Origin of the sequence: Paenibacillus jepli, from assembly GCF_047238105.1 — a bacterium.
Classification (GTDB): Bacteria; Bacillota; Bacilli; order Paenibacillales; family Paenibacillaceae; genus Paenibacillus_D.
Genome location: NZ_JBDFMD010000001.1, coordinates 6,263,430 through 6,281,643, shown reverse-complemented (window position 1 = coordinate 6,281,643; position 18,214 = coordinate 6,263,430). Strand labels below are relative to the sequence as shown.

Sequence of the window (18,214 nt, the reverse complement as noted above, 5' to 3'; positions counted from 1 at the left end):
GCCGGGATGTTCAAGTTTTCCCCTTATCGACGAACAGTTTGCCTTTATGATCGATGGTACACAGGAATACTTCTTTCATGTCTGTAACGCCATGCTGCCGCAATTGGTTTTTCAACCAAAAGCGGTTCTTTTCGATCTTGGCTAGATTTTCTTCCTGCACCTTGCCATCCATCACCAGAGGGATCGGAAGAATCTCATACCTGAACTTGGGAGGAAAAATATCGTTTTTTCCTGCATCTGCTTTCGTCGAACGATCGTCGGTGTCATTGGTATCTTTTTTAATGATCGAGAGCTTGCCGCTTGTCTCCAGAATGGCAAATTCGACATCTGACAGCGTAGAAATCTGGTTCTCGCGCAGTTGCAGCATCATATCGTCCAGATTATACCGTTGTTTTGCCATCGTCTTCCGGTTCAATTTGCCTTTGGCGATGATGACGCTCGGCTTGCCGTCGAAGAGCAGGCGGAGCTTGCGGTTTTTTAGTGTGACATAAGCCAGGACAACCTGGATGATCATCAGCGCCACCATAGGCAGAATGCCGTGCAGCATCGGTACTTTGGTATCCTCTATGACGATTACTGCAATCTCGGCCACCATAACCGAGATCACCAGATCAAATATTGATAATTTGCCGATTTCCCGTTTGCCCATGAAGCGCATAACCAGGAGTACTACAAAGTAGATCAGCACGGTACGCAGCAAGATTAACCCCAGCTCGGACACGACAACCACCCCTTCGAAAGATTACGCGCGGTACAGTCCATGCGGTAACTCATACGTAAGGGGTAGTGTAGCCGCCATTGCTTGTCGGCATGCAGATTAAGGATGATGAAATAATGGCAGCTTGCTACGTGTAAAAGTAATAAAGATAAAATGATGCGATGGTTAGGGAAAACACGGCGACTGGCAAACCAAGCGCGCAATATTGCAGAAATGAAAACGGCTTGCCTTCTTTGGCCGCCATACCTGCCGCGACAATGCTCGATGAGGAGCCCAGCAAAGTGGCGTTGGCGCCCAGTCCTGCCCCGAGCGCCAGAGACCACCAGGCTCCTGTCCACAAAGGGGAGCCAGCGTCGAGATAGCTGCCCATCTCGTCGACAAGCGGGATTGCAGCAGCGACATAAGGAAGCTGATCGGCCGCGGCAGATACGAGAGCCGAGGTCCAGAGAGTCAGCTGGGTTGCTGTCTTCCCGTCGCCTTCGGTTATCTGCATCGCCAGGCCTGCCAGATGATGAATAACGCCCGATTGCTCCAATCCACCCACGATAACCAGAAGCCCTGCAAGAAACGCCAGCTTGTTCCACTCCACCAGCTGCAGCGCTCCCCGCATGCCGGGGGCGGCCGCCCCGGCGACCAGCATGATGATAGCTCCGGCCCATGCCACTGCGTACGGCGGCACGTTTAGCCAATCATGCAGCATGAATCCCGCCGTAACCAGCAGCAGCACGATCCAGCCCGCAATGCGATACCGATTGCTTTTATCGCTCTCCCCGGCTGCACGGGCTTGCTTCAACAATTGCTGCCGTTCTTTGGGGGTTACCTTCAGTCTGCTGCGGAAGATCACGATGAAGAGACCGATCGTCAAGAGCAAGATGACGACCAGGACCGGCCCCAGATGGCGGATAAAATCTAAAAACGACAAGTCAGCTGACGTTCCGATCAGCATATTGGCCGCATTGCCAACCAGTGTCGCTGTACCCCCGATATTGCTGCTCACGATAATCCCCGCCAAGAAAGGAAAGGCAGAGATGCGAAGCAGATGGGCCGAAGTGAGCGCAATCGGCACCAGCAACAATATTGTACCCAACTGGTCCAAAAATGCAGACAGCAGTGCCCCCAGCAGCATAAGCAGCGCAAGGAGCGGCACAGGCCTGCCCTGCGCCAAGGCTACCGTGCGGACGGCAGTCTGCATGAAAACCCCGGTTCTGCCGAGCAGTCCGGTGAGCAGCATCATTCCCGCCAAGAGCAGCAGCGCGTCCCACACGATATAAGAAGCAAGAGCCTCTCGAACCTCCACGATGCCGAGGATCAAGAGCAGCACTGCGCCACCTAGCGCTGCCGCCGCTCGGCCGAATTTCTCTGTAATGCCGGCAAAGTAGGCGACAACAAATAAGATTGTGGCTGCAACCCAATGCCAGCCTCCGCTTAGGAGCTGATCCGTGGTTGTATATTCCATAAGCTGCGTACCTCCTGTGCATGGATGCATGGACAAGCTTGGGTTCAAAAACCCTCCATATTATACTAAAGCGTTCAAAAAAAAGTCCAGCGGTACTAAATCGCCTAGCTTGACCATATGCTGTACTACAACGATTGCCCGCCTCCGTCAAGCGGCGGTTCTCATCACTCATACTTCACCCGAAAGGAAGGTTAAACCATGATGAATCCGATCAAGCATGTACCCAAGGTGAAAATCGGCTCGCCGCTCCTGGCCGGCTTGATGATAGCTGCCATATGGCTGGCCGCCAGTGTGCTGCTGCTCTCCTTGCTGCTGCATTTCAGCAGCATGAAAGAACAATCGCTGCCTCAGCTATCCCTTATCGTCCATGGCATTTGCGCATTGGCCGGCGGCTTTGTCGCCGGACGAAGATCCGGGCAAAAAGGCTGGTATCACGGCAGTTTGCTAGGAGGCTTCTATGGTCTGCTCGTGCTGCTCGCAGGCTTTCTTGCCCTGGACGCGCCGCTTAGCCTGCAAAGTCTGATGCTGTTTGCCCTGGCCCTCGCCGCTGGCGGCATCGGAGGTATGGTCGGTATCCATGCCCGCAGCCAATAATAGTATGGGGCCGGCGTTCATAAAAATCGCTTCCGATGATACGGAAGCGATTTTTTGTATGCGTCATTCAGTTGTTAGACCTGTCAGGACTGGGAACTCTGCGTGTGAGCTTGGTTTTTGCGTTCTTCCGCGATCGCCAGCTTCAGATCGTCCCGTACACTTTTCTGCCACATCGGCACGCCGGACATATAGGCTGCCCGTTCGATCAGGTGACCGGCTACAGGTGCCGTGATAAAGACAAAGACGATGCCCAGCACCATCTTGGCGCTGATCAGCCGCTCAAATAACATAAAGTACAGAAAACCTCCGGTGAGTACACACAATACTCCCAGTGTGGCGCTTTTCGTAGCCGCATGCGAGCGGAGGTATACATCGGGCAGTCGGATCAGACCAAAGGCACTGAGTGCGCTAAGCACCGCGCCAATCAGGATGAGAATGGCAATGATCGGCTCACCGATCATCTGTGCTGTCTTCACCATGGTCAATGACCACCCCTCTCTGGATGAACTTCGAAAAAGCTACTGTACTCAGAAAGGCCAATATGCCAATTAACAGAATCAATTCCAGATAAGCTTGCGTCCGATACATGATGGACAGAATCGTCACAATCCCGATCAGATTAATGCCGATGGTATCCAATGCAACGACCCTGTCCGGCATGGAAGGCCCCTTTATTACCCTGAAGAGACATGTCAAAGTGGCTATCGACAAGATAAGCAGTGCAATATATAAGGCCGCATCGAGCAACAGCATTATCGAGTCACCTCCAGGATCGCTTTTTCAAAAATGTCACGAATCTGCTTGACGTATTTGTCCTCATCCGTCATATCCATTGCGTGCAGGTACAAGGTCTGACGTTCCTTGGATACCTCAAGGATCAATGTTCCGGGCGTAAGCGTGAGCAGACAAGCCAATACGGTCAGCTCCCAATTGCTGCTTAGCTCGGTCTTATAGGCAAAAATACCGGGACGGATCGTCAGCTTCGGCTTGATAATCTGACGGATGACCACGATGCTGGAGAGCACCAGCTCCCTCAGGAAAAGCAGCAGCAGCTTGATGCACTTCCATACCCGGTACAGATAATACCGTCCGCCAAAGAAGCGGCGGAATAAAAAGACGAAGCCCGCTCCGACCAGTAAGCCGACGATAAAGAAGGAGAATGTCCATTCATTATGCAGGAACATCCACAAAAAAGCGATGATCAGATTAATAATTAATTGAAAAGCCATCGTGATCTACTCCTTTAGCACGGCTTCGATATACAGATCGGGTTGCATCAGCACTTCGGCAGCCATGGACACATAAGGATAAAACCACTGTGCGCCTACACCGATAAGCACAACGAGCAAGCTCAGACCGACAATCGGGATGACATGACCGGCATTCAGCTTGAGCGGATGTTCGGGCCGGACTCTGTTCAGACTGCCCTCGCTCCAGAATACCAGCATGAAGACTCTGATCAGGGATAACAGGACGAGCAGACTCATAAGCAGACTGACCGCTGTCGTCCAGTACCACCCGGACTCCAGTCCCCCCTGCACAATCATCAGCTTGCCGATAAAGCCGCTGAGCGGGGGAACGCCCACAAGACTCATCGTCGTCAGCAGGAACAGCCACCCGATCATCGGATAGTCCTTGATCATTCCGCCCATTTTGGCCAGCTTGTCGGTTCCCGCAGCTGCCACGATGACGCCGCCGAGCAGGAACAGCAGCGCCTTGGCGACCATATCATGGGTCAGATAGTAGATCGCCCCTTCCAAGGAAGCTTGATTGGCCACCGCCAGGCCGAAGATGATAAAGCCGACACCGGCAACAATATTGTAGACGAGAATCCGGCTTACATCCCGGTAAGCCAACGCCCCGATCACGCCCAGCAGCATCGTGAGCGCTGCGAGAATGCCGATGAAAGTATGCGTAACCCCGGGATCGTGATAAAAGACCAGGGTGAACGTGCGGATGATCGCGTAGATGCCGACCTTGGTCAGCAGCGCCCCAAACAACGCCGTAACAACTGGCGACGGTACAATATAGGAGCCCGGAAGCCAGAAAAACAAGAACAAGCCGGCTTTCATCCCGAATACAAATAAAAACAATATCGCAATCAACGTCATCATACCGCCCTGACCCGCTTCCGCCACACGGACCGAAAGATGCGCCATATTGAGCGTCCCCGTAACTCCATACAAGTACGCAACTGCAGTTACGAACATCGCAGACGAAACGATATTGATCAGCAGATACTTGACTGATTCGCGCAGCTGCCGCTTCTTGCCGCCCAGGACGATCAAGGCATAGGAAGAGATCAGCATGACTTCAAAACAAACAAAGAGATTAAAGATATCGCCGGTGAGAAACGAACCGATCACCCCGACGAGCAGGAATTGGAAGAATACATAAAAATAATGCCGTTCCTTCTCTTCTTCCACCGTAACGAACGCATAGATCAGACAAGCTGCGCCGATAACAGCCGTCGTTACGACAAGGATCATGGCAAACATATCTGCGACGAATACGATTCCGTATGGGGGTGCCCATCCCCCCATATTCAGCGTCATGATTCCCTTGTCGTATACCAACGAGGCGATATAAAGGGATACGCCGATATTCAAGATCGCGCTGAGCAGACTGAGCGCGCGCGTCCACTTGCGCTGATGACGCAGGAAGATGAGCAATGTCCCTGTCAGCAGCGGAATCAACAAAGGCAATATAGTCAGATTACTCATCATCTTGTCCCCTTAACTGCTCCATGTCGTCTGTGCGAAGCTCTTTGTAGGATCTGTAGGCCAGTACGAAAAAGAACGCGGTCACCCCGAAATTGATAACAATCGAGGTCAGGATGAGCGCCTGCGGCAGCGGGTCGACATATGCACCGATGTCCTCGCTCCAGATCGGCGCCACCCCTGTCTTCAGTCTGGACATCGTCAGCAGGAGCAAATGCACGCCATGCGTCAGCAAGGAGGTGCCCAAAATAATGCGCAGCATGCTCCGGGACAAAATCATATAGGTGCCAATCGCGAATAGTATACCGGTGGTAACAGACATCAATATTTCCATCGTTATCGATCCTCCCCGATGGACATAATGATCGTCATCGTCACGCCGACGACAGCCAGATAGACGCCGAGATCAAAAATCATCGCCGTCGCCAGCTCAACTTTGCCTAGCAGCGGCAAAGTAAAATACCCATAGGCTTGTGCCAGAAACGGAGCATCGAACACAAACGCCCCCATGCCGGACAAGATAGCGATCAGCATTCCTGCTCCGGTTACAAAGTGATAGTTGACCGGCAGCGCCTGCTGCACCGTCTTCAAATCGTAAGCAAGGGCAAGCAGAACCAATGCGGAGGCAGACATCAGCCCGCCGATGAACCCGCCGCCCGGATTGTTGTGTCCTGCCAGGAACAGGAAACCGGAAAATGTGATAATAATGAATACAGTTACCTGCGAAGTGGTCTGCAGGATGACATCCTTGGATTTCATCATAATCAGCGCTCCTTCCTTTCTTCCATGTCAGAGCGGTGACGGACTTTGATCAAAGCATAGATAGCCAGCGACGCAGCGCCCAGTACCATAATCTCTAAAAAAGTATCAAAGCCTCGGAAATCGACGAGAATGACATTGACGATATTTTTGCCGCCGGCGGAAGCATAGGCTTCCTCGACGAAATAATCGGATATCGAGTCAAACAGCTGATGGTTGGATACCGCCAGGGCGATCAGCGTCACGACTAGGCCGACCCCTCCCGAGATCATGATCTTGAAGGTTCGCATCGCCCGGGACGATTTCTCGCGCTGCAGCTTCGGCAGATGGTAGAAGCATAACAGGAATAAGGCCACAGAGACCGTCTCCACGATCATCTGCGTGAGCGCCAGATCCGGCGCCCGGAACACGATGAAGAAAAGGGTGACCATATAGCCGACTGCGCCGACCAGGACAATCGCAGCCATCCTGGACTTGGCCAGCGGCACAGCAACCGCCGCCAGGATCAAGACGATGGTCAGGATGAGCTCGTAGATCGAAATATCGGCAAATACGATCTCGCCGTGACGTTCGAATGGATTGATGCGCGTCAGGAAATAACCGGCTACGAGGATGAGAAAGCCAAAAATATAAATCATGTAATGCCGCAGCGACCCCGTCATATACGTATCGGTAATTATGCGGGAAAACCGCTGCGATCCTTTCAATAAAAAATCATACACTCTTGAGAATGACAGATTGCCTGGAAAGTAAGAATAAAGCCGTTTCCAGTGTCTCATAGTCAAGTAAAGCAGCGTACCGAGCAATGCAACGCCAATCGTCATGAATAGTTCGACATTAAAACCGTGCCACATACTGATCTTCTTGACTTCCACAATATCCAGCGACGGCAGGATCGCCCGCATCGCCGGCTCGATTAGCGAATAAGTCAGCAGATTCGGGAACAATCCGAAAACGATGACGAGCACAGCCAGGATACCCGGCGGCAGCAACAGACCGAGCGAGGCTTCGTGGGGCGGCTCGCCCAGCTCTTCCTTGGGAAACGGGCCGGTGAACGTCTTGAACACGATGATCAGACAGTAGATAAAGGTGAACACACTTGCCACCCAGGCTACGACCGGGAAAAGCACTGCCCAATACTGGACATTAAAAAAGTCCATCTGCGACACTTTCAGCAGTGCCGTGAAGAACATCTCCTTGCTCAAAAAGCCGTTGAACGGCGGCAGCCCCGCCATCGAGAGCGTGCCGATCAGTGCAAAAGTAAACGTTACGGGCATGAAGGCCATCAAGCCGCCAAGCTTGCGAATATCCCGGGTGCCGGTCTCGTGGTCCACGATCCCGACGACCATGAACAACGCGCCCTTGAAAGTTGCATGGTTGATCAGATGAAAGACAGCCGTCATGATCGCTGCCGTATAGATCGCAGTCTCTGCGCCGCCTGTATAGAGCGATGCCGAGCCAAGTCCGAGCAGACACATAATCAAGCCGAGCTGACTGATCGTCGAATAAGCAAGTATGGCCTTCAGGTCCGTATGCCGAACGGCTGTGTACGAGCCCCAGAGCAGGGTAATCAATCCCGTCAAGGATACGATCCAGAACCACAGCGCATCGCCGGCGAAGATCGAGCTGAATCTGGCGACGATGTACAGACCCGCTTTAACCATCGTAGCCGAGTGCAGGTACGCGCTGACTGGAGTTGGAGCTTCCATCGCATCAGGCAGCCAGATATGAAACGGGAATTGGGCGGACTTGGTGAATGCGCCCAGCAGCACCAGGATCATGGCCGGCACGAACAAGTCGTACGCTGGCAAGGTTGCCGCCTGGTCGATAATCTCACGCACGCTGAACGTACCGGTCATCGTATAGAGCAGGATAAAGCCGGCCAACATGGCAAAACCGCCAAAGACGGTGATCAGCATGGACTTCAGCGCTCCATAACGCGAGTGGTCGCGGTTATACCAAAATGCGATCAGCAAGAATGACGACAGGCTCGTCAACTCCCAGAAGCCGTAGAGTACGATCAGATTATCTGACAGCACTACCCCCAGCATCGCTCCCATGAAGAGCAACAGATACATATAGAACCGGTGGATGGCTTCCTTTTCTTTGGAAAGATAATAAATGGAGTAGATGACGACCAAGGTGCCGATACCGGTGATCAGCAGGGAGAACAGCAACCCGAGTCCATCCAGATAGGCTGAGATATCGATGCCAAGAGACGGGATCCAGGTAACGGTGGACTGGACGGCTTCGCCGTCGCGGATAGTTGGCATAACGGTGAGAAAATAAATAAAAGCAAGCAGCGGTACAGGCAATACGAACCAGCCCGTGTGAATCTTTCTGAACAGCTTGTAAAATAGCGGCACGATAGCTGCCGCAGCAAAAGGAAGTAAAATGACACCATGAAGCATAGACAAGCAGCAACACCCCCAAAATGAGTCCCCAAGCTAATCGGAGGACGAAACGCTTAGTCTTCGAATCTGAAGCGAGATATGGATGCCATATGCATGCTTGGATCTGAAAAAAGCACTTCATCCGTTATACGTAAATCATGCCCTTACGTTTCATTTTTCACAAACTGGTCAAACGTCCGTCTACAGATAAAAAACAACCAAAAAACTGCACGTCTGGCAGGCGCCATCCGTGCAGTTTCAGATGCCTACTCCGTCAATGACGTGCTTGGTTGCGTCACTTGGTTGATGGAGTCCCGGTTAAACGTAAGCTTCGTCGCATCGTTGACGCGAAGCACGACGATGTCGTCCGTAATTTCCTGGATCGTTCCATGCAAGCCGCCGATGGTTGTCACTTTATCACCCTTTTTCAACTGGGTGAGCATCAGGTTGCGGTCTTTTTGTTTTTTCTGCTGCGGCCGGATCAATAAGAAATAGAACACGGCGAACATAAGGATGAACGGCGCAATCGACATTAAAAGACCCGCGCCGCCTGCTTCTGCAGCTATGAACATCGATATCCCCCCTTTCAAAAGCCTTTCTCATTATGGTCAAGTCCGTACTTCAAGAAGAAAGCATCTCGAAAGTCAAGCAAACAGTCATCTGCAATCGCCTGTCGTACGTCCCGCATGAGCTGCAGTAAAAAATGCAGATTGTGAATCGTGGTCAGCCGAATGCCAAAGCTCTCGTCGGCCTTGATCAAGTGACGAATATAAGCCCTCGAATAGTGGGTGCAGGTATAGCAGCTGCAAGCCGGATCGAGCGGTGCAAAATCCTCGGCGTACTTGGCATTGCGCACGACAAGTCTGCCTTCGCTCGTCATAGTAGTACCGTTGCGGGCAATCCGGGTCGGGAGCACGCAATCGAACATGTCGATACCGCGGATCGAGCCTTCAAGCAGCGCATCCGGAGAACCGACACCCATCAGGTATCTCGGCTTGCCCTTTGGAAGCAGCGGTACGGTCTGCTCCAGCATGTCATACATTACCGGCTTGGGCTCGCCCACACTTAGTCCTCCAATAGCATACCCCGGGAAATCCATGGAAGTCAACTCATGCGCGCTCTGCTTGCGCAGATCCGCGAACATCCCGCCTTGGACGATGCCGAACAATGCCTGCTCCTTGGTCCGCTGGTGCGCAATCAGGCATCGCTCTGCCCACCTAGTCGTCCTCTCGAGCGACTGTTTGGCATAGGCATGGTCGGCGCCGGGAGGCGGGCATTCATCGAACGCCATGATAATATCGGAGCCTAGCGAATGTTGAATTTCCATCGCTTTTTCAGGCGAGAGGAACAGCTTGTCCCCGTTAAGATGGGAACGGAACTCTACCCCGTCTTCGCTGATCTTGCGCATCTCGCTCAGACTAAACACCTGAAAGCCGCCGCTGTCAGTCAGGATCGGGCGGTCCCAATTCATGAACTTGTGCAGACCGCCCGCCCTTTCGACCAGCTTGTGGCCCGGCCGCAGGAAAAGGTGGTACGTATTGGACAAGATGATCTGTGCGTCCATCGATTTGAGCTCTTCCGGGCTCATCGTCTTGACTGTCGCCTGGGTGCCTACGGGCATAAACGCCGGTGTCTCGATTACGCCATGGGGCGTATGAAGCCGCCCGAGCCGGGCGCCCGATTGTTTGCATTGTTTGATCAATTCATATTTAATAGCCACGTTGTCACTCTTCCATTCCTAGTATATGAACATTGCATCGCCGAAGCTGAAGAAGCGGTACTCCCGTTCGACAGCTTCCCGATAAGCGGCAAGGATCGACTCTCTGCCGGCCAGCGCGCTTACCAGCATGACCAGCGTCGACTTCGGCAGATGAAAGTTCGTAAGCAGCGCGTCAACCAGGCGAAACGTATAACCGGGGTAGATGAAAATATCCGTCCACCCGCTGCAGGGCACGATCCGACTGTCGCCGCTGCGCGCAGCTACCGTCTCCAGGGTACGTGCTGATGTCGTACCGACAGCTACGATGCGGCCGCCCCGCTCGCGAGCGGCTTGCAGCAGGGCTGCGTTCTCTTCGTCGAGCTGGTAATACTCGGCATGCATGACATGCTCCTCCACCACCTCTGCAGACATCGGCCGAAACGTCCCTAATCCGACATGCAGCGTAATATAGGCCAGCTGCACCCCCTTTTGCCGCAGGAGCTCCAGGTACGCCTCGGTAAAATGAAGACCTGCGGTCGGTGCCGCCGCCGAGCCTTCATGGCGGGCAAATACCGTCTGATAACGTTCCTTGTCTTCCAGTCTCGCCGCGATGTACGGCGGCAACGGCATCTCGCCGAGCCGGTCCAGCAGCTCTGAGAAGATCCCCTCGTAATGAAAGACTACAGTGCGCGAGCCCATATCTCCCGCTGACTCGGCAATTGCCCGCAGCAGCGGACGGCCGGTGCCGTCGTCGCCAAACCACAGCTCGGTTCCCGGCTTGACCCGCTTGGCCGGCTTGGCCAGCGCTTCCCACCGGTCATCCGTCAACTGTTTGAGCAGCAGCAGCTCGATGCGCGCGCCAGTATCCGCCTTTTGACCGATCAGCCTGGCCGGGATCACCTTCGTATTGTTAAGGACGAGCGTGTCGCCTTCACGCAGATAGTCAGCAAGGTCGGTGAACATCCGGTGGCCGATCTCGCCGGTGCTGCTGTCCAATGTAAGCAGACGGGATGCTGTCCGGTCCGCAAGCGGCGTCTGGGCAATCAATCGTTCGGGCAGTTCAAAATCAAATGCTTCTACCTTCATCCCGGCTGTCATTCCTTACCTATAGTTACATTAGTATAATAGTATTGCAAAATACGCTGGTAATCATACCCTTGTTCGGCTAACCCCCGCGCGCCCCACTGCGACAGGCCGACCCCATGTCCGTTGCCGCGGCCGATGAACCGGAAAAGCGGATCCTTCGTGGCCGCGCGCAGCTCCCCGCCGCCGCCCATGATGTAGTAGTTATCCTGATTCATCGCCGACACCTGACCATCAGCGCCCAGCACCATCACCGGGCTCGTGTCGACTGGCTTTTCGGTTGTGACCCCGCCGGCGCCTTGCAGCGTTACCCTCGCCGTTTCGTCGATGACGAAACGGGTGCTGGGCAGGCCCCCGAGCGCTGACCGGAACGTATCCGGATAACGGATATCGAGCCTGGCCCCATTAGCCTGCAGCTCTGTGGCTCGCTGAGAAGGGCCGTACTGGCTTACCTCGAGCGTACGAATCGGCCCGTTAAAGGGAGTGAGCAGCTTGCCCTGCAGCGAAGCGACGATGTCGGCAGACGTGAACGGCCCTCTTACCCAACTGTTGGTGTTGGATTGTACCGTCTTCTCCAGCACGGTGACAAGCGTTCCTCTGGCGAGCCTGGCAACAGGCTCGACGCCTTCCTGGATCAGCGGGATCGGCCGCATGTTGGTCTGCTCTTCTTTTACCCGCATCATCTGGGCTCCCGCTGCGGTTCGTTCGCTGACAGGCTCCAAGATATCCTCGCGGATATAGCCATTGCGGCCGTCGGCTAGCGCCACCCGGTACCAGCTGTACAATCCCGCTTCGGATGCTTCATCCGGGCTTGCCACACTTACGAGATACGGCACCTGGTTGCCCCAGATTTCTTCGGCATTGGCGGTGGCGCCGCCGCTGCTGGAGGAGAAGAGCGTCTCGATCAGACGACCATTGTAACGGGCAACCATTCCAGCCGTCGCATCAACGGCCTGATTGGTGGCGGCTGCTTCATCAGCGATCCCCCGGTACACCTGACTCTGGACGCCGTCGACGACGTCGGCGATCTCGAAGCTCGTGCCTTTGTAGAGCGCATAGGTGCGAGCGGCAACCGCTTGCGCTTTGAGCGCTTCCGCCGGCCAGGAGGCCGGCATCTCAGCCGGTACGACCGCATAGAGATATTGCTCCAGCGGCACTTCGTTGACGACGGCCAGCCGGCCGTTGAAGCTGCTCAGCTCAAATGCGCCACGGTACGTCCTGCCTGAACGTTCACTCAATGTGATGCCCGCCTCCCCGGCCGTGCTGACCCAGGCTTTCACAGCGGACCCCAGCAGATATAAGTTGTCCGAACCGGCTGCTCCGCCGCTGCGGCTGTGATCCTCGCGGAGCACCAGCAGCGTGCCTTGCGATGCAGTCCGCAGGCTGTCCGCCCCCGCTTGCTTGCGTACAGCCTCCAGCCCAGCCGCATCGGCAGCACGACCTAACAAAACGACGTACTCCATCACTCCCGAGGAGCCGATGCGCAGCCCGATATCCGTGCTCAGCCCCATCGCCCCGTAAGCCGACTGGGCTTCTCTGGCCTGGGCCAGCGAGCTGTATGGCGCGCTCTCCAGCTGCAGCGGACCGGCAGCGACAGCCTGCGGATAGCCGCCCCTGCTCAGACGCTCCGCCGCCGACCGCGCCTCGACCGCACCGGCATAGCTGCCTTCGGTCACTTCATAGAGCTGGCCAGCAGCGCCGGGCGAAGCGGTCAGCCAGACAGCTGCCGTACTCTCGCGGAGACGCTTGTAGACAGTCTGAGCTTCGTTGTAATCCGAGGTCTGCAGCACGGTCACCTTGAAATCATGCAGCGTGAAGGTCGCGCTGCCGCCGCTGACGGCATGAACGGCCTGACCGGACGCCTGGCGGATCCCGACCTGCAGCCCCTGTGGACTGCTCAAGGACGCTGACGGCGTCGTCGTCGTATACTTCCCAGGCAGATTAAAAAACAAGCCGACACGAATGCTGCTGCCTTCGGCGGCTGCGGCTGCCGGCCACGCAGCCACGACAGCCGCTGCAACACAGACTGCTAGCCATCCGCTGAACCATCTCCATAATGACAGATGCCTGCGGCTGGGAGAGCTCGCTGTTCCCATTGTCTGTTCCCCTTTCATCTTCAGCCCTCACCTCCGCTGTCCTGCGGGACCGGAAGTCCCAAGTGAACATACGCCTTGGGAGCGACGACCCGGCCGCGCGGCGTCCGCTGCAGGAAGCCGATCTGCATCAGATAAGGCTCATATACGTCCTCGATCGTCTGGCTCTCCTCGCCGATCGTCGCAGCGATCGTATCCAGGCCGACCGGGCCGCCCCGGAAGCTGCCGATCATCGCCTGCAGCATCTTGTGGTCGATCGTATCCAGACCCATCGGGTCGACCTGGATGAGCTCCAGTGCCGAGCGGGCGAGCTCATGCGTGATGACGCCGTCACCCCGCACCTGTGCAAAATCCCTGACCCGCTTGAGCAGCCGGTTGGCGATTCGCGGCGTCCCGCGAGAGCGCATCGCCACTTCTTCGGCCGCCTCGCCCACCATCTCCACGCTCAGAATATCCGCCGCTCGGGAGACGATGAAAGCCAGTTCGTCCACCGTGTAGAACTCCAAGCGGCTCACGATGCCGAAGCGGTCGCGCAGCGGCGCTGAGATCAGACCGGCCCGCGTGGTGGCGCCGATTAGCGTGAATGGCGGCAGATCAAGGCGGACCGAGCGGGCGCTTGGCCCTTTGCCGATCATAATATCGAGCGCGAAATCTTCCATCGCCGGATACAATACTTCTTCGACGGTGCGATGCAGACGATGGATCTCGTCGATGAAAAGGACGTCGCCTTCCTGGAGATTGGTAAGGATCGCCGCCAAATCTCCCGGCCGCTCGATGGCCGGCCCGGAGGTCGTCCGCAGCTGTACCCCCATCTCATTGGCAATAATATTAGAGAGCGTGGTCTTGCCCAGTCCCGGCGGTCCGTACAGCAAGACATGATCAAGCGCTTCCTTGCGCAGCTTGGCCGCCTCGATATAGACCTTCAGATTGCTTTTGGCATTCGACTGCCCGATATATTCCGCAAGGTAACGTGGACGCAAGCTGAGCTCCACAGCCTCGTCCCCCATCATCAGGTTGGCGGAGATAATCCTGTCCTCCATAGCTGCCCTCCTCCCTGTCAACCTTTAAATAAATGCTGAAGCGCCTTCTTCATCAAGACCTCCACAGATGCGCCCTCCGCCTCGTCTTTGAGTCCTTGCCACGCCCGATCAAGCTCAGCCTGCGTATAGCCAAGAGCCGTCAGCGCTTCTCTCGCTTCCCGCCAGACGGCGCTGCCGTCCGTACCGGCAGCCGCTTCCAGCTCTCCACTCTCCAGTGGATGGTCGCCGGCCGGCAACGCGGCCAGCTTGTCCTTGAGATCGAGGATCATCCGCTGCGCCGTCTTGCGGCCGATCCCGGGCAGCTTGGTCAGGAAGCCGAGATTCTCCTGCTGGATGGCGGAGACGACCGCCTCCGGCCTGCCTCCAGCCAGGATGCCGAGCGCCACGCGCGGCCCGATGCCGGAGACTTCGAGCAGTTGACGGAACAGACGCTGCTCCTCCCGGGTGGCAAATCCGTACAGCAGCATCGCGTCTTCGCGCACATGATGATGCGTGTACACCGTCACCGGCTCCTGCCGGCTGGCGAAAGCATAGGGACTCGGCGTAAAGACCTGGTAGCCGACATCCCGAACGTCCAGCACGATGTACTCCGTCTCCCAGTGGACGACCTGTCCTCGGATAAAATCGATCATTGCGGCTTCACCTCTCCCAATCTGCGCTGCAGCACTGCCGAATGCGCATGACAAATGGCGATGGCAAGCGCGTCTGCAACGTCATCGGGTTTGGGAATCGCCGAGAGCTTAAGCAGCATTTTTACCATCTCCTGAACTTGCCGCTTCTCGGCTTTGCCGTATCCGACAACCGCCTGTTTCACTTGCAGCGGCGTATATTCGAACACTGGCAGACCGCGCTGCGCCGCAGCGAGCATGATGACGCCCCTCGCCTGGCCTACGGCGAACGCAGTCGTCACATTCCGGTTGAAAAACAGCTTTTCCACGGCGACCGCTTCAGGCTTGTACTTCTCCAGCAGGGCGACCATCGCTTCGTATACCTGCTTTAGCCTGGTCTCCTGAGGTGTATGAGATTCTGTCTGAATAGAGCCGTATTGGACAGGGGTCAGCTTATGTCCCTGCTTGTCGATAAAACCGAATCCGGCAATCGCAATCCCCGGATCAATCCCCAGTACACGCAAAATATTCTCTCCCATCTGTTGTTTTCCGAATACGCTACGTATGTAGGGCTTATAGCTTATGAGCCGTTCATATCAAACCGGTTGAACGATCTCTATCACTTCATTATATCAAATGTTCGTAGGAATGAGAACACGCCGGAAGCAGCAAATCGCCCCGAAGCGTCTGGCGCTCGGGGCGAGTCGAAAAATGTATTGTTAACCCGGTGATTTATCTAGTCCGGAAGCATGCAGGGCGTATTCACTGAACGTCGAGAGCACGCTCTGATATTCTTCCACATCGTTTACCCGGATGCCTTCCGTCAACGCTTCCCAGTGCTGCTTGGGGAGGCTGCTCTCCATATAGCTGGTATCGAGCTGGAAGAAGGTCCGGATCACGCGCTCCTGCTCCGGCGGTCCTTCGAACAACGAGAGCTGACCCAGCTTGTCCAGTCTGAAGTAAGCTCCTTGCTTGCAATCCTCCGAGAAATCTTCGACCTGCTCCAGCAGTACAAGCTCATCCGCGGACGTCAGTTTTGCCGTCCAGTCGGGATGCTCGTCCAGCAGTCGCCGCACCTTAGGACCATCCAGCTTGCCGAGCGCCGTCATCTCTTCTCCGCAAATATACCTGCGGACATGTTTGACTGTCCAGGAAGTCGACTGTTGCAGCATCGCTTCGAGCTCATGCTGACGTCGGGCAGGTTCAGCCGCTGACGCATCGTCTGCAGGCAGTGCGAACAGTGAGCCGCATATCAGAAGAAACGCGCCGAAGATGCTGAGCAGCTTTTTGCCTCGAAGCCACCTTTTTCTGATCTTTATCCACCTTCTTAAAGCCATCATAGCCCAAACCCCTCTGTTTTTTTTAGTAGCTTAACCCTTTGAAGACGGATTATGCATTTTTTCGCTTGGTTGGAGGGCAGATCAGCAGCCCCGCCATCTGCACTCCGGGCAGTCGGCGGGGCTGCCATGACTTTAATTGTTAATCCAAGGCTGATTCTGGCTTCTGCGGCGCGCAGTCCGTTTGGCGGCGCTACGCCCGGAAGACGTCTTGGCTCTGCCGCTCTTGCCCGCAGCAGCAGATCGTTTGACGGCGGCCGTACTCGTCTTAACCTCGGCTCCAGTATCCGTCTCATCTACTCTTTTGTCCTGGCAGCCGCAGTCGCAGGGTTTGGCGGGAGGATGCGCGCCGAAGGCGGTGGCAGAACCTCCGTAGCCTTGATCTGCAATCCCCATAACTCCTCCTGGCTGACCATATGCTTGCGGCGTGTAATAACTCGTTAGCGGCTGCGGCGGTTGCTGCTGATAGCCCATCAACTCCGCAGGCCCGCCCATCATCCCAGGAAATGCCATCTGTCCCGGACCCGGACCCGGACCATACCCGGGATGCATGCCGCCGGACCACGGCCCCCCCGGTTGATGCCATGGTCCCTGCATCATGCCCGGGCTGCCCGGCAACGGTTGACCGGCACCGTCCCAGGCCGGTTGCATCGGGTATCCACCATAGCCTGCCGTCATCTCTCCGCCTGTCGATGTGGTCTCAAGCGGCAGCTCGTAGCCGCCAAAACCTGCAGGCTGTGCCCCATGTCCGCCGTATCCCCCAGCCTGAGCCGGCGCGGCCTGTGCCGCATAGCCACCGTATCCCCCAGCCTGACCTGGCGAGGCCTGCGGCGCGGCATAGCTGTAGCCATAGCCGCCCGGCGCCGCTTGCAGCTCGGAGATCCCCGGCCATTGCGATGCTGCTCCGGCGACTGGCATCTGAGCTCCGTAAGAAGGCATAGGAGCAGGCTCATAAGTTTTCGGTATGTCATGGGCCCCCGCCTCCACAGCCGGCTGCTTCGATTGCTGGAACAGCGTGGTTGACTTATGATACTCCAGATGGATCGGGTACGCGTGATGGTGGTGGACCATCTTCGGCGGTTCAGAGACCGGCTGCGGGTGCGGCATCGGTTCCGGCATTGGCGTCACCGGCGCGGTGGACGTCTTGCCAGGGAACATCGCGATCGGCGCTGTCGATGTTTTGCCCGGCGGCGATTCCATGATCGGCATCGCCGGCAGCTCCGGCATCATCGGCATCTCCGGCAGATGCAGGTCTGTTTCTTTGGCTTCCGCAGCTTTGGGGATATGGACCGTTTCACCGGTCAGCAACACATTCGGATTTTTCAGCTGGGGGTTCGCTTTGATCAGATCGCCGAGCGGCACACCCCAGGCTTTGGACAGCTTCCACAGGGTATCCCCTTGCTTCACCGTATGCTGATGGGCAATTGCCATCTCTGGCGGCTTGCTTGCCGAAGAAGGGATCTTGATTTTCATCCCCACTTGGATTTCATCGGGGTTGGCGATGTCGGGATTAAGCTTCAGCAATTCCTCCACAGTCACCCCGTATTTGCCGGCAAGTTGAAACAGGCTGTCTCCCTGTTTGACAATATGGATCTTCAATGACCGTACCTCCTTGTCACATCTCTCGTATTGCGGCCGCAGGACACCTCCCCGGAACCTAGCCGCCCAATCATTACATCCTATGCACAACTTAGGCGGATGTCCCCTAGAAATA

19 protein-coding genes are annotated in these 18,214 nt (G+C 55.8%); 1 reads left to right on the top strand and 18 read right to left on the bottom strand.

The genetic code is table 11. From position 1 onward, the window contains the following. Positions 1-10: 10 nt before the first annotated feature. Together ABC336_RS26630 and ABC336_RS26625 are read right to left on the bottom strand one after the other, a co-directional pair. Positions 11-721: a YetF domain-containing protein gene (locus tag ABC336_RS26630; RefSeq protein ID WP_413241540.1), complete on the bottom strand. Its 711-nt coding sequence runs from the start codon at positions 719-721 to the stop codon at positions 11-13. Between the two features lie 124 nt (positions 722-845). Then, the gene (locus tag ABC336_RS26625) at positions 846-2,174 is read right to left on the bottom strand and encodes an ArsB/NhaD family transporter (RefSeq protein WP_413241539.1); all 1,329 of its coding nucleotides are present in this window, start codon (positions 2,172-2,174) and stop codon (positions 846-848) included. Between the two features lie 198 nt (positions 2,175-2,372). Between ABC336_RS26625 and ABC336_RS26620 the strand changes: the two genes are divergently transcribed. After that, positions 2,373-2,768, top strand: a complete 396-nt coding sequence (locus ABC336_RS26620; RefSeq protein ID WP_413241538.1) for a TIGR04086 family membrane protein — start codon at positions 2,373-2,375, stop codon at positions 2,766-2,768. 83 nt (positions 2,769-2,851) lie between these two features. On the opposite strand, the gene mnhG is transcribed toward ABC336_RS26620, so the two are convergent. From mnhG to ABC336_RS26540, 16 genes are all read right to left on the bottom strand, one after another. Further along, the gene (gene mnhG / locus ABC336_RS26615; RefSeq protein WP_413241537.1) at positions 2,852-3,247 is read right to left on the bottom strand and encodes a monovalent cation/H(+) antiporter subunit G; all 396 of its coding nucleotides are present in this window, start codon (positions 3,245-3,247) and stop codon (positions 2,852-2,854) included. Next, on the bottom strand, positions 3,219-3,515 hold the full coding sequence (locus ABC336_RS26610) for a Na(+)/H(+) antiporter subunit F1 (protein WP_413242614.1): 297 nt from the start codon (positions 3,513-3,515) through the stop codon (positions 3,219-3,221). The genes mnhG and ABC336_RS26610 overlap by 29 nt, the downstream gene beginning before the upstream one ends. A gap of 5 nt (positions 3,516-3,520) precedes the next feature. Beyond that, entirely contained in the window at positions 3,521-3,997 is a 477-nt protein-coding gene (locus ABC336_RS26605) for a Na+/H+ antiporter subunit E (protein WP_413241536.1), read from the bottom strand. 6 nt (positions 3,998-4,003) lie between these two features. Beyond that, on the bottom strand, positions 4,004-5,491 hold the full coding sequence (locus tag ABC336_RS26600) for a Na+/H+ antiporter subunit D (RefSeq protein ID WP_413242613.1): 1,488 nt from the start codon (positions 5,489-5,491) through the stop codon (positions 4,004-4,006). Continuing rightward, positions 5,484-5,822: a Na(+)/H(+) antiporter subunit C gene (locus ABC336_RS26595; RefSeq protein ID WP_413241535.1), complete on the bottom strand. Its 339-nt coding sequence runs from the start codon at positions 5,820-5,822 to the stop codon at positions 5,484-5,486. The genes ABC336_RS26600 and ABC336_RS26595 overlap by 8 nt, the downstream gene beginning before the upstream one ends. 2 nt (positions 5,823-5,824) lie before the next feature. Then, positions 5,825-6,247, bottom strand: coding sequence for a Na(+)/H(+) antiporter subunit B (locus ABC336_RS26590; RefSeq protein ID WP_413242612.1), 423 nt, complete (start codon positions 6,245-6,247; stop codon positions 5,825-5,827). 5 nt (positions 6,248-6,252) lie between these two features. Next, entirely contained in the window at positions 6,253-8,658 is a 2,406-nt protein-coding gene (locus ABC336_RS26585) for a Na+/H+ antiporter subunit A (protein ID WP_413242611.1), read from the bottom strand. Positions 8,659-8,906: 248 nt separating this feature from the next. After that, a complete protein-coding gene (gene yajC, locus ABC336_RS26580; RefSeq protein WP_413241534.1) occupies positions 8,907-9,212 on the bottom strand; it encodes a preprotein translocase subunit YajC in 306 nt (101 codons plus the stop codon). Between the two features lie 14 nt (positions 9,213-9,226). Next, on the bottom strand, positions 9,227-10,360 hold the full coding sequence (tgt, locus tag ABC336_RS26575; protein ID WP_413241533.1) for a tRNA guanosine(34) transglycosylase Tgt: 1,134 nt from the start codon (positions 10,358-10,360) through the stop codon (positions 9,227-9,229). Between the two features lie 18 nt (positions 10,361-10,378). Further along, positions 10,379-11,425, bottom strand: coding sequence for a tRNA preQ1(34) S-adenosylmethionine ribosyltransferase-isomerase QueA (queA, locus tag ABC336_RS26570; protein ID WP_413241532.1), 1,047 nt, complete (start codon positions 11,423-11,425; stop codon positions 10,379-10,381). An 8-nt stretch (positions 11,426-11,433) separates the two neighbouring features. After that, positions 11,434-13,518, bottom strand: a complete 2,085-nt coding sequence (locus ABC336_RS26565) for a SpoIID/LytB domain-containing protein (RefSeq protein ID WP_413241531.1) — start codon at positions 13,516-13,518, stop codon at positions 11,434-11,436. Between the two features lie 20 nt (positions 13,519-13,538). Next, positions 13,539-14,555: a Holliday junction branch migration DNA helicase RuvB gene (gene ruvB / locus ABC336_RS26560; RefSeq protein WP_413241530.1), complete on the bottom strand. Its 1,017-nt coding sequence runs from the start codon at positions 14,553-14,555 to the stop codon at positions 13,539-13,541. A gap of 17 nt (positions 14,556-14,572) precedes the next feature. Next, positions 14,573-15,187: a Holliday junction branch migration protein RuvA gene (gene ruvA, locus ABC336_RS26555; protein WP_413241529.1), complete on the bottom strand. Its 615-nt coding sequence runs from the start codon at positions 15,185-15,187 to the stop codon at positions 14,573-14,575. Next, the gene (ruvC, locus tag ABC336_RS26550; protein WP_413242610.1) at positions 15,184-15,687 is read right to left on the bottom strand and encodes a crossover junction endodeoxyribonuclease RuvC; all 504 of its coding nucleotides are present in this window, start codon (positions 15,685-15,687) and stop codon (positions 15,184-15,186) included. Before ruvC ends, ruvA begins: the two co-directional genes overlap by 4 nt. Before the next feature lie 195 nt (positions 15,688-15,882). Beyond that, positions 15,883-16,503, bottom strand: coding sequence for a BofC C-terminal domain-containing protein (locus ABC336_RS26545; RefSeq protein ID WP_413241528.1), 621 nt, complete (start codon positions 16,501-16,503; stop codon positions 15,883-15,885). 132 nt (positions 16,504-16,635) lie between these two features. Continuing rightward, positions 16,636-18,099: a LysM peptidoglycan-binding domain-containing protein gene (locus ABC336_RS26540; RefSeq protein ID WP_413241527.1), complete on the bottom strand. Its 1,464-nt coding sequence runs from the start codon at positions 18,097-18,099 to the stop codon at positions 16,636-16,638. Between the last annotated feature and the right edge of the window lie 115 nt (positions 18,100-18,214).

Coding starts and splice junctions, on each gene's coding strand:
- ABC336_RS26625 (WP_413241539.1), bottom strand. CDS start 2,174: ATGGAATATACAACCACGGATCAGCTCCTAAGCGGAGGCTGGCATTGG.
- ABC336_RS26620 (WP_413241538.1), top strand. CDS start 2,373: ATGATGAATCCGATCAAGCATGTACCCAAGGTGAAAATCGGCTCGCCG.
- mnhG (WP_413241537.1), bottom strand. CDS start 3,247: ATGGTGAAGACAGCACAGATGATCGGTGAGCCGATCATTGCCATTCTC.
- ABC336_RS26605 (WP_413241536.1), bottom strand. CDS start 3,997: ATGGCTTTTCAATTAATTATTAATCTGATCATCGCTTTTTTGTGGATG.
- ABC336_RS26600 (WP_413242613.1), bottom strand. CDS start 5,491: ATGAGTAATCTGACTATATTGCCTTTGTTGATTCCGCTGCTGACAGGG.
- ABC336_RS26595 (WP_413241535.1), bottom strand. CDS start 5,822: ATGGAAATATTGATGTCTGTTACCACCGGTATACTATTCGCGATTGGC.
- ABC336_RS26590 (WP_413242612.1), bottom strand. CDS start 6,247: ATGAAATCCAAGGATGTCATCCTGCAGACCACTTCGCAGGTAACTGTA.
- ABC336_RS26585 (WP_413242611.1), bottom strand. CDS start 8,658: ATGCTTCATGGTGTCATTTTACTTCCTTTTGCTGCGGCAGCTATCGTG.
- yajC (WP_413241534.1), bottom strand. CDS start 9,212: ATGTTCATAGCTGCAGAAGCAGGCGGCGCGGGTCTTTTAATGTCGATT.
- queA (WP_413241532.1), bottom strand. CDS start 11,425: ATGAAGGTAGAAGCATTTGATTTTGAACTGCCCGAACGATTGATTGCC.
- ABC336_RS26565 (WP_413241531.1), bottom strand. CDS start 13,518: ATGGGAACAGCGAGCTCTCCCAGCCGCAGGCATCTGTCATTATGGAGA.
- ruvB (WP_413241530.1), bottom strand. CDS start 14,555: ATGGAGGACAGGATTATCTCCGCCAACCTGATGATGGGGGACGAGGCT.
- ruvA (WP_413241529.1), bottom strand. CDS start 15,187: ATGATCGATTTTATCCGAGGACAGGTCGTCCACTGGGAGACGGAGTAC.
- ABC336_RS26545 (WP_413241528.1), bottom strand. CDS start 16,503: ATGATGGCTTTAAGAAGGTGGATAAAGATCAGAAAAAGGTGGCTTCGA.